Here is an 8,056-nt window from a genome sequence, read left to right as displayed (position 1 = left end):
GTGCTCCTCGAGAAACGAGACTTGGAATCTTCGTTTTACTCCAGGGGGCTTACCTCCGCGGCCCTTCATAGTATCTACAGGGGAAAGCGCCGCAGCAGGGTGACCATCGGGGCGTGCGCAGCTCGAAGGGAGCGATCGGCGACGGGGGGCGGCGCACGGCTTACCGCGGGGCAATGCTCGTTGATTAGGACGTGTCCGATTTCATTTGCAGTACGCTGCCAGTACACTTGCGGTACACCTCACCGAGGAGCGACATGAAGCAAAATGAAACGCGTCGGGCCCTGATGCTGGGACTTGCTGCCATTTCCATGGCCGGCGGCTGCGCCCGGGCCGGCGAGGCCGATGAGCTGTACGCGGCGATGCAGGATGGCATGTGCGAGCCCGCCACCGTCTTGCAAGCGCGCGACAAGGCAGGTGCGGTCGCAACCCAGGCGGGCCCGGCCATGACCCATCTCTACGGCACCCGCGAAAAGAGGGATGTGCGAGCGTGCTTCGGTCGGCTGCGCACAGCCGCCGAGCAGGGCGACGCGGATTTGCGCGGTGCGGTTGGCCATGCGTATTCGCAGGGCTACGGCGTCCCCAAGGACGAGGCGGGGCGGTGGACGATCACGAGGCGGTCCATTGGTGATGCAAGGCGGCGGAGCCAAAATTAAATGGTCGACCTCGGTGGCATTACCGCACTTGCGGCCAGACGCAGCCGTCCTCGCCCATCGCCCCATTGTCCTGAATAAAATCGGTTCGTTTGGCCGTCTTGCGATTCTGATAGGTAAAGCCATAGATGTTCGCACCCTGGCGAATCACCTCGTATTCCCCGCTGATTTTTCCGCCTGACACCTCCAGCCAGACGTCGGTGTATTCCCAGGGCCGTCCCTTGGCCATCTCGACGCCATCCGACGACTTGAGCACCAGCGGGATAGCCAGCGCGGACTTGCGATACTTGACGTAGCCACCTGTCCAGTGTGAATCCGGATCGGAGAACATCCGGAATTCGAGCTGGATACCCCCTGTCCCCGAGGACAGGCAGCGGAAGTCTTGCGCAACCGGCCGTTGGGCGAGTGCGGGCAAGGCGCTGATGACGAGCAGTACGGCGACGAGGCAGTGGTGCATGGCTTCGGTGTTTTGGTAAGAAGCATCAAACAAGTTTGATGGGAAATTGATGCGCGACCGAACCGATGCCACAGGAGCCCTCCGGGTGGGGGCTGCCATAGTAGGAAAGGTGCTTGCGCATTACATGCAAGCGCGCGCTTCGCATCGCCGATGCGAATATTAATCCACGAATCATGCTAACAATGCATCAAATAGCTCAATGACGAAATCCCTCATTCCCGATGTCGCTCTGATCGACAACACCGAACAACGTACCCCGCTGGTCCTGGTGCTGGACTGCTCGGGCAGCATGGACGGCGAACCGATCCGGCAGCTCAACGAAGGGCTGGCCCTGCTGGAGCAGGAGCTCAAGGCGGACGTCATCGCCAGCAAGCGGGTCCGCATCCTGGTGGTGCAATACGGCGGCTACGACCAGGCCGAGGTGGCCGGTGACTGGTGCGATGCAATGGATTTCAGCGCGCCGAAACTGCGAGCCGACGGTACCACGCCAACGGGGCAGGCGGTAGAACTGGCGCTGGCAGAGATCGAGCAGGAGAAGCTGCGGTTCCGCCAGGCGGGCGTGGCCTACACACGTCCGTGGCTGTTCCTGATGTCGGATGGCGCGCCCACTGACCAGTGGGAGCCGGGCGCGGCGCAGTCCCGCCAGGCCGAGAAGGCCAGCAAGGTAGCCGTGTTCCCGATCGCGGTGGGCGAGGGCGCCAGCATCGATGTGCTCCAGCAGTTCAGCAGTCGCGGCGCGGGCGGCGTGAAGCAGCTCAAGGGCCTGCAGTTCCGTGAGCTGTTCCTGTGGCTCAGCGCCAGCATGCAGGTCGTGTCGCAGTCCACGCCGGGCGGGCTGGCGCAACTGCCGTCCACCGACAGCTGGTCCGCGGTCACGGTCTGAACGATGGCCTGGAAGATCTTTGCCGCTTCGGCAACGGGCAAGTCGCACGCCGAGCGCGGCGTGCCGTGCCAGGACGCCTTCGCGCATGCTGTGGTGGGCGAGGTGCTGATCGCACTGGTTTGCGACGGTGCGGGTTCGGCGCGCTATAGCCAGGCAGGTGCCGAGTTCATTGCCAGATCGGTGGTGCATGCGCTGGCCACGCGGGTGCAGCAGGGCGAGGAGTTGCCGGAGCTGTCCGGCGAACTGTTCGAGCAGGCCGTGGCAAGCGTGATCGGGCTGGCGCGCAGCGCGCTGCAGGAGGTGTCACGTGCGGCGGGTGCCGGGATGGCCGACTACGCTAGCACGCTGGTTGGCGTGGTGGCCACGCCGGAGCGCGGCAGCTTCTTTCATATCGGCGATGGCGTGGGCGTGGCCCAGCCGCGCGACGGCGCGGGCAAGCCGGATATCTCGCTGCCAGCCAATGGCGAGTACGCCAACGAGACCTACTTCGTCACCGGGCCGCACTGGCGCGAACAGCTCCGGGTGCTGCCGATCCGCCAGCCGCTGCAAGGCGTGGCGCTGATGTCGGATGGCGCCATGCCGTTTGCCATGAGCAAGGGCAACGCCGGGCTCTACGCACCCTTCATGGAGCCGGTCGAGCGGTATCTGCGCGGGGTAGCCGACATCGATGAGGGCAACCGCGCGCTGGCGGCCACGCTGGACGATCCGCGCACGCACCAGATCACCGGCGATGACAAGACCTTGTTGGTCGCGCTGCGGGCATGAGCGCTCGTAGTGGACGGAAAGTCTGGCTGGACCGCAAGCGCAGCCTGACGCTGGGCCGCCTGGTCAAGAGCGGCGGCGCCGGGAGCGTATTCCTGCTGGCCGAGGCGCCGGCGCAGGTGGCCAAGCTCTATCACGACCACATGGACCTGGCCAGCTACCAGCGCAAGATCGACGCGATGCTACGGCTGTCGCCCGAGCTGCCGGACCAGGTCGAGAACGGCAAGTGCTATGTGCAGATCGCCTGGCCGCAGGCGCCGCTGCAGAACGGGCGTGGCCGCTTTATCGGTTTCGCCATGCCGGTGCTGGACATCCAGCACACGGCCGAGCTGGAAGAGGTCCTGCAGGAGCGCCAGGCGAGGGTCGCTGGCCTGCCCACCGGGCTGGGTGCCAAGATCACGCTGGCCGCCAATCTGAGCGGCGTCATCGCGGCCCTGCACCAGCGGCATCACTACGTGGTGGACCTGAAGCCGGTCAACCTGCGCTTCTACCGCGATTCGCTCTACATCGCGATGCTCGATTGCGATGGCTTCAGCATCCAGGGCGAGTCGGAACGCTTTGCGGCGCAGCAGTTCACCGCAGACTATCTGGCGCCGGAATTGCAGGATGGCGGGCTGACCGCCGCCGGCGAGGAGGCGCAGGACCGCTTCGCGCTGGCGGTGGTGATCTTCCAGTTGTTGAACTTCGGTATTCATCCGTTTAGCGGCCGGCCCGCCAATGGGCGGGTTCCCACCGACCTGCCCGGGCGCATCCGCGGCCGCTACTATGCGTATGGCCAGTGCGCGCACAAGGCGATCACGCCCAACCCGGTGAGCGGCCACGCGCAGATGCCGCAGGAGTTGCGGGAGATGTTTGACAGCGCTTTCGGCGGGCAGCCGGGCAGCCGGCCCGCGCCGGCCGAATGGGCGCGGGTGCTGCGCAAGTACGCGCTGCGCAGCAGCCAGCGGCTGGCAGTCTGCGCCGCCGATCCCTCGCACCAGCACTTTGCAGGCTCGGCCTGCGCGGCTTGTGCGCGCAGTGCGATGATCGCCGGCGCCGTCAGCGCGGCCACGCAGGCTGGCGGTAAGCGCAAGGCAGGCCGGGCCAAGCGCGGACGGCAGCCCGCAGCCCGGCAACCGGCTCAGCGACAGGTGCCTCAGCCCTTGGCGCCAGCCAGCCAGGTGACGATGGCGCCGACCCAGCCGGCGGGCGTGCCGTCCACCGTCAACTCGTCTGTGGGCGGCGGGAACAAGAGGGGCATTCTCCTGCTCGTCTTCGGCCTGGTTATCCTTGCTAGCGGGATTGTGTATGCTTGGCGCGCGGACGGCCGGGCTGGCGACGCAAGCGCGGCCGATGCCGCAGAAATAGCGCGGCCGCCTGAATGGGGCCGCGTCATACCCACCCAGCGATCGCCAGCGCTGGCCAGCGGGCGGGCCGACATCCGGGGAATCATCGAGGCCGTCGCCGAAGGTCACTTCGATACCATCCAGGCCGATTTGCTGCGCCTGAAAATGCAGGCACTCCCCAGCGCGTCTAGCAGCGAGAGCGACTACCACAACATCGCAAACAACTACCAGATCAGGCTGCGCGAGGTGCGCTCGGCAGCGGCGCAAGGGGCGGGGGAAACGAACGCCGCAGAGGCGGAGCTCGAAGGATATTACGACCAGTACCGCGATTTGCTGGCGCGCGATCCCGCTGCTTCGTACGCGGCCTTCGCGCTTGGGGAGTACCACTTGCGCCGCAAGGAGCCAGTGGCTGCGCGCCTGTATTTCGAGCAGGTGGTCTGGGGCAGTCCCCGCGAGCCCCACGGCTGGTACGGGTTGGGCGCGGTCGCCCTGCACGCGCAGCGCGACAAGGAGGCGGTCGCGTGCATTGCCATTGCTGAGTGGCTGAAGGCTGCGGGCGATACGGCGGCAATGAACGCCAGATGGGCCAGTTTTCGCCTTCGCATCCTGTCGGACCCGAAGCGCTGGGCGAGCGCCGGCCACTCTGCCGGAGAGCTGGCTGCGAAGCTCGCCAAACTGCCGCCCCCGGCCGATCCCAGTATCGCAGCTGCGCCATTCGGCGCGCCCTGAAATTGGACTGGAGTCGCTATGCTGATTTTCTCTCTCTTTCTCTCTCCGATCACCAGCGAGCCCCTATCGGCGCTGCTGGAGGTGTGGAACACCCCAGCGCGCCCAGGCGCGCCGGCGCCGACCGTAAGCTTCAGCAGACGATCCGGTAGGCGAGATCACGCAATGGAGGAGGGATAACCCACCTCTACCAACACCGCCGTTTGAGAGCACCGGGAGCGGGCGATTCTGCGCGGTGGCCTGCGTCACGGTCGAAGGTGTAGGCCTGCTGCGGGCGTTGGGCAAGCCCGGAATTGATCCCATGGAGGACATGCTAATGCTCCCTATTTTCACCCTTCGCTGCCTTGGCGCGTCAATGCTTGCATTTGCTGCATTCACATGTGCCCACGCGACTGAGATTGAAACCTACAGTTGCCGGAATGGATACTTCCCTTCGGAGAACAAGGAACTCGAACTGGCCCGCGTCCATGGCGCAGAAGGCTCCAGGATTGATCTCTTTGTCGATGAGAAAGGCTGCCCAGCCGATACTGAAGCTTGCAGTGACAAGGCATATCTTGTCCCTGGCGATGAGGTAATCGTCAACAAGCGTCAAAACGGTTGGGCATGCGTGTGGTATCAGGGACGGCGGCATGAAACCGTCCGTTGGATCAGAGCAGAGAAACTCGCTACGGTCAAAGTTCCTACGCCGTTGTTGGCGGACTGGGTCGGGACGTGGCGTTTCGGCACCAACTGGATCAGGATCTCAAAGGTTCCAAATGGCGCTCTGCGCGTCACTGGTGAAGCGACCTACGGTTCGGGTCCGCGGATCAACGTGGGTGATCTAGAGGGCGAAATCGAGCCACGGAGTGAGCGTGCAAGCATGGGCAAGGATGAAAGGTTTTGCGTCGTTGACTTTGTGCGCGTGGGGCGGTTCCTGGTCGCAAGCGACAATGCAAACTGCGGTGGCGAAAATGTACGTTTTGACGGCGTTTATGTTCGACGCAAGTAGCTCACCTCATCGGGATTTGAGTCCCTTCTCATCTGCCTTCCGGAGCTTTCAGAGCTTCCAGCAGCTAGCGATCTTGGCCGCCGGCTTCACCGACATCCGCTTCGAAAAGAAAGCCGAACTGCTGCCGTGGGTGCTGACTCGATTGGGAGCCCCTTTCGGCGCTGATGGCCTTCTGCGTGGCAGCGCATGTCAACGGCGTGGGTGCTACCGAGAGGCATCGTGCGCCGATCGATACGCTGGCCGGTGCGGTGGCGGTCGACATGGCCGACTCCTGGCCGCCGGAGCCGATGCGCCCGCGCAAGGCCCACTGACGGAAGCGGTGAGGGCAGGGCGGCGGTGCCACCCTGTACGAGCAAGCACCAGCAAGGAGGCCGCATGCAGCAAACGAGAATCGTGTTCGGCGATGAGGCGGACGCCGAGGCGTATTGGCGCGACAATGCGTGGAAGAAATTTGCAGTGGATGTCACGGCGGGGCCGCAGCGACGACCAACGTTTCGAGCCACGGCCCATGTCGCCGCCCCAAGCCTGCAGGACGCCATCGCTTGTGCGAAGCGCAATTTGTCACGCAGCCCCGCCGAATGCCGCTTCGCGGCTCTGCTTGCCGGGCCGCGTGTTGGCTGCGTTCCATCCTAGCCTGACAGTACCAGGAGCGCGGCTCAGCGTGCCGCCTCCTCGATCATCACGAACAGCCCATCAGACATCCCATACTCCTTGCCCACGAATCCAAGTTGCACTCCCACATTTTCCGGCAACGACCCAGCCAGCTTTGTCAGGCCGCTCTCGACTATGAAGGCAAGCCCCTGCAGGTCGACGCCCTGAACGCCGCAGATACGCAGGGACAGGATGCGCCGCTCCTTCCATGCGGGTGGGTGCAGCATGTACTGGGAATGTGCCAGTTGCGCGACGGATATCTGCCTGCCGCCCGATGCTTCTATCGTAGCGGCGGCCATATCCCTATAGGGGGCCGGTGCCAATCCCTCAAGCACCCAGGCTTGCGGCAGATGGATGCCTCGAACTTCCTGTGCTGGCGAATTGAGCTGCGTACTTAACGCAGCCAGCACCTGCTTGATATCCACGCCTTCACGCTGCATCCGTTCCGCTTCGATAATATGCCAAAACTGTACTGGAGCAGTTGTGTTACTCCAGATTTGCGCGACGACCGTGTTATGTGCCAAGGCGGGAACGATCAGCTCGCGTGCCAACGCCAGCAGTTCCGCGCTGTCGTGAGAGGCGCTCGAGATCAACACATAGAGATCTCCCTCCGGCACTTGGCCCCATTCCAGCGAGGGAGGTACAACGGTGTCGTCTGCGCGCGCTACTGATGCGCAGGTCGTCGCAGTCAAGGCCGCCACCAGTAATACCAGACGCCGGCAATTTTGCAGGACTTCTTTACGTTTTAGCATGCGCATATTCCAGCGCAGCATTGCGGACATCGGAACTTAGCCTGCGACCGCATCGGCGAGGGCGCTCGCGACGCGCCATTCGCGCACCAGCGCGGGTAGGCCCGCACGATGCTGCGCGTCACGCTAATGCCATTCTCAGATGCCGCCGCCCTGGCGGTCGCCAGCACTGCGCGCTCACGCTTGCCAGGGCTGCGCCCCGTAGGCTTAGGCCGGCGATGGCCGGCACCGCTTTCGTGGCCTTCCGTCCGATGACGGCGCCGCATCACCGTGTGCCGACGATTCTCGCCACCGCGGCCTCCCCCCGTTTTGTCAGAAACGGAGAAAGCTCTGCATATGTCACCAGAAAGTCCTTGTCGCAGCCACTACCGTCAGGCATCACCCAGAACCGCAGGCCGGTTTTTTCCAGAGTGAGAAAATAGGAGTCCTCAATGTCTCTGTTCACTTTGCAAGCTGCATCGGGCTTGTAGCCTTTGGTCAGAAAAGCCTTCAGCTTTGCTGGCAGCGAGCCGATGCCGGGCGTGTCTGTATTCGATTGTGCACCGACCCAGGTCCACGGATCGATCTCTTCCCCGCTGCGGGCATCCCATGTACGAAAACTCTGACTGATGCCATTGGCTCCGTAACCCGCCGCCCAGCGATAGTCGCGCACCGTGACCCAGTCCACTGTCCAATAGGTGGGTTCAGCGTAAGTCTCATCCTCAGCGGCCAGCCCCATGCGGCCGAGAAATTCGCGCCGCGTGGAAAAATAGTGCTGCATTGCCGCCTTGGTCCGCGGTAACTTCGAGGTAAGCACCCGGTCATGACCGTCTAGACACTGAAGCACCGATAAGCACAATAGGTCCCCACCTATCGATAAGTGGGG

The 8,056-nt window shown here is 63.8% G+C and carries 10 protein-coding genes; 7 read left to right on the top strand and 3 right to left on the bottom strand.

From position 1 onward, the window contains the following. Positions 1-254: 254 nt before the first annotated feature. Positions 255-653 carry an SEL1-like repeat protein gene (locus tag AC07XB_RS38635; protein ID WP_492833134.1) on the top strand — a complete coding sequence of 133 codons (399 nt, stop codon included), beginning with the start codon at positions 255-257 and terminating at the stop codon, positions 651-653. 19 nt (positions 654-672) lie between these two features. Here the strand turns inward: AC07XB_RS38635 and AC07XB_RS38630 are convergent, their stop codons facing one another. Continuing rightward, positions 673-1,179, bottom strand: a complete 507-nt coding sequence (locus tag AC07XB_RS38630) for a hypothetical protein (RefSeq protein ID WP_492833136.1) — start codon at positions 1,177-1,179, stop codon at positions 673-675. A 127-nt stretch (positions 1,180-1,306) separates the two neighbouring features. Between AC07XB_RS38630 and AC07XB_RS38625 the strand changes: the two genes are divergently transcribed. From AC07XB_RS38625 to AC07XB_RS38600, 6 genes are all read left to right on the top strand, one after another. Continuing rightward, complete coding sequence (locus AC07XB_RS38625; RefSeq protein ID WP_492833138.1) at positions 1,307-1,990, top strand: vWA domain-containing protein; 684 nt, start codon at positions 1,307-1,309, stop codon at positions 1,988-1,990. A 3-nt stretch (positions 1,991-1,993) separates the two neighbouring features. After that, positions 1,994-2,755 carry a PP2C family serine/threonine-protein phosphatase gene (locus AC07XB_RS38620; RefSeq protein WP_492833140.1) on the top strand — a complete coding sequence of 254 codons (762 nt, stop codon included), beginning with the start codon at positions 1,994-1,996 and terminating at the stop codon, positions 2,753-2,755. Continuing rightward, positions 2,752-4,806, top strand: coding sequence for a hypothetical protein (locus AC07XB_RS38615; protein ID WP_492833142.1), 2,055 nt, complete (start codon positions 2,752-2,754; stop codon positions 4,804-4,806). The genes AC07XB_RS38620 and AC07XB_RS38615 overlap by 4 nt, the downstream gene beginning before the upstream one ends. 298 nt (positions 4,807-5,104) lie before the next feature. Continuing rightward, the gene (locus AC07XB_RS38610; RefSeq protein WP_492833144.1) at positions 5,105-5,791 is read left to right on the top strand and encodes a hypothetical protein; all 687 of its coding nucleotides are present in this window, start codon (positions 5,105-5,107) and stop codon (positions 5,789-5,791) included. Positions 5,792-5,967: 176 nt separating this feature from the next. Next, positions 5,968-6,102 carry a hypothetical protein gene (locus tag AC07XB_RS38605; protein ID WP_492833146.1) on the top strand — a complete coding sequence of 45 codons (135 nt, stop codon included), beginning with the start codon at positions 5,968-5,970 and terminating at the stop codon, positions 6,100-6,102. A gap of 64 nt (positions 6,103-6,166) precedes the next feature. Then, positions 6,167-6,424: a hypothetical protein gene (locus tag AC07XB_RS38600; RefSeq protein ID WP_492833148.1), complete on the top strand. Its 258-nt coding sequence runs from the start codon at positions 6,167-6,169 to the stop codon at positions 6,422-6,424. 23 nt (positions 6,425-6,447) lie between these two features. Here AC07XB_RS38600 and AC07XB_RS38595 read toward each other — a convergent pair whose 3' ends face one another. Both AC07XB_RS38595 and AC07XB_RS38590 read right to left on the bottom strand, forming a co-directional pair. Further along, complete coding sequence (locus AC07XB_RS38595) at positions 6,448-7,224, bottom strand: hypothetical protein (RefSeq protein WP_492833150.1); 777 nt, start codon at positions 7,222-7,224, stop codon at positions 6,448-6,450. 232 nt (positions 7,225-7,456) lie between these two features. After that, complete coding sequence (locus tag AC07XB_RS38590; RefSeq protein WP_493688200.1) at positions 7,457-7,951, bottom strand: hypothetical protein; 495 nt, start codon at positions 7,949-7,951, stop codon at positions 7,457-7,459. Positions 7,952-8,056: the final 105 nt, after the last annotated feature.

The sequence above is a fragment of the Cupriavidus sp. GW821-FHT02F09 genome (assembly GCF_059421605.1).
This window is presented reverse-complemented; position numbering and strand designations above follow the sequence as displayed.

Coding starts and splice junctions, on each gene's coding strand:
- AC07XB_RS38635 (WP_492833134.1), top strand. CDS start 255: ATGAAGCAAAATGAAACGCGTCGGGCCCTGATGCTGGGACTTGCTGCC.
- AC07XB_RS38625 (WP_492833138.1), top strand. CDS start 1,307: ATGACGAAATCCCTCATTCCCGATGTCGCTCTGATCGACAACACCGAA.
- AC07XB_RS38620 (WP_492833140.1), top strand. CDS start 1,994: ATGGCCTGGAAGATCTTTGCCGCTTCGGCAACGGGCAAGTCGCACGCC.
- AC07XB_RS38615 (WP_492833142.1), top strand. CDS start 2,752: ATGAGCGCTCGTAGTGGACGGAAAGTCTGGCTGGACCGCAAGCGCAGC.
- AC07XB_RS38610 (WP_492833144.1), top strand. CDS start 5,105: ATGGAGGACATGCTAATGCTCCCTATTTTCACCCTTCGCTGCCTTGGC.
- AC07XB_RS38600 (WP_492833148.1), top strand. CDS start 6,167: ATGCAGCAAACGAGAATCGTGTTCGGCGATGAGGCGGACGCCGAGGCG.
- AC07XB_RS38595 (WP_492833150.1), bottom strand. CDS start 7,224: ATGTCCGCAATGCTGCGCTGGAATATGCGCATGCTAAAACGTAAAGAA.
- AC07XB_RS38590 (WP_493688200.1), bottom strand. CDS start 7,951: ATGCAGCACTATTTTTCCACGCGGCGCGAATTTCTCGGCCGCATGGGG.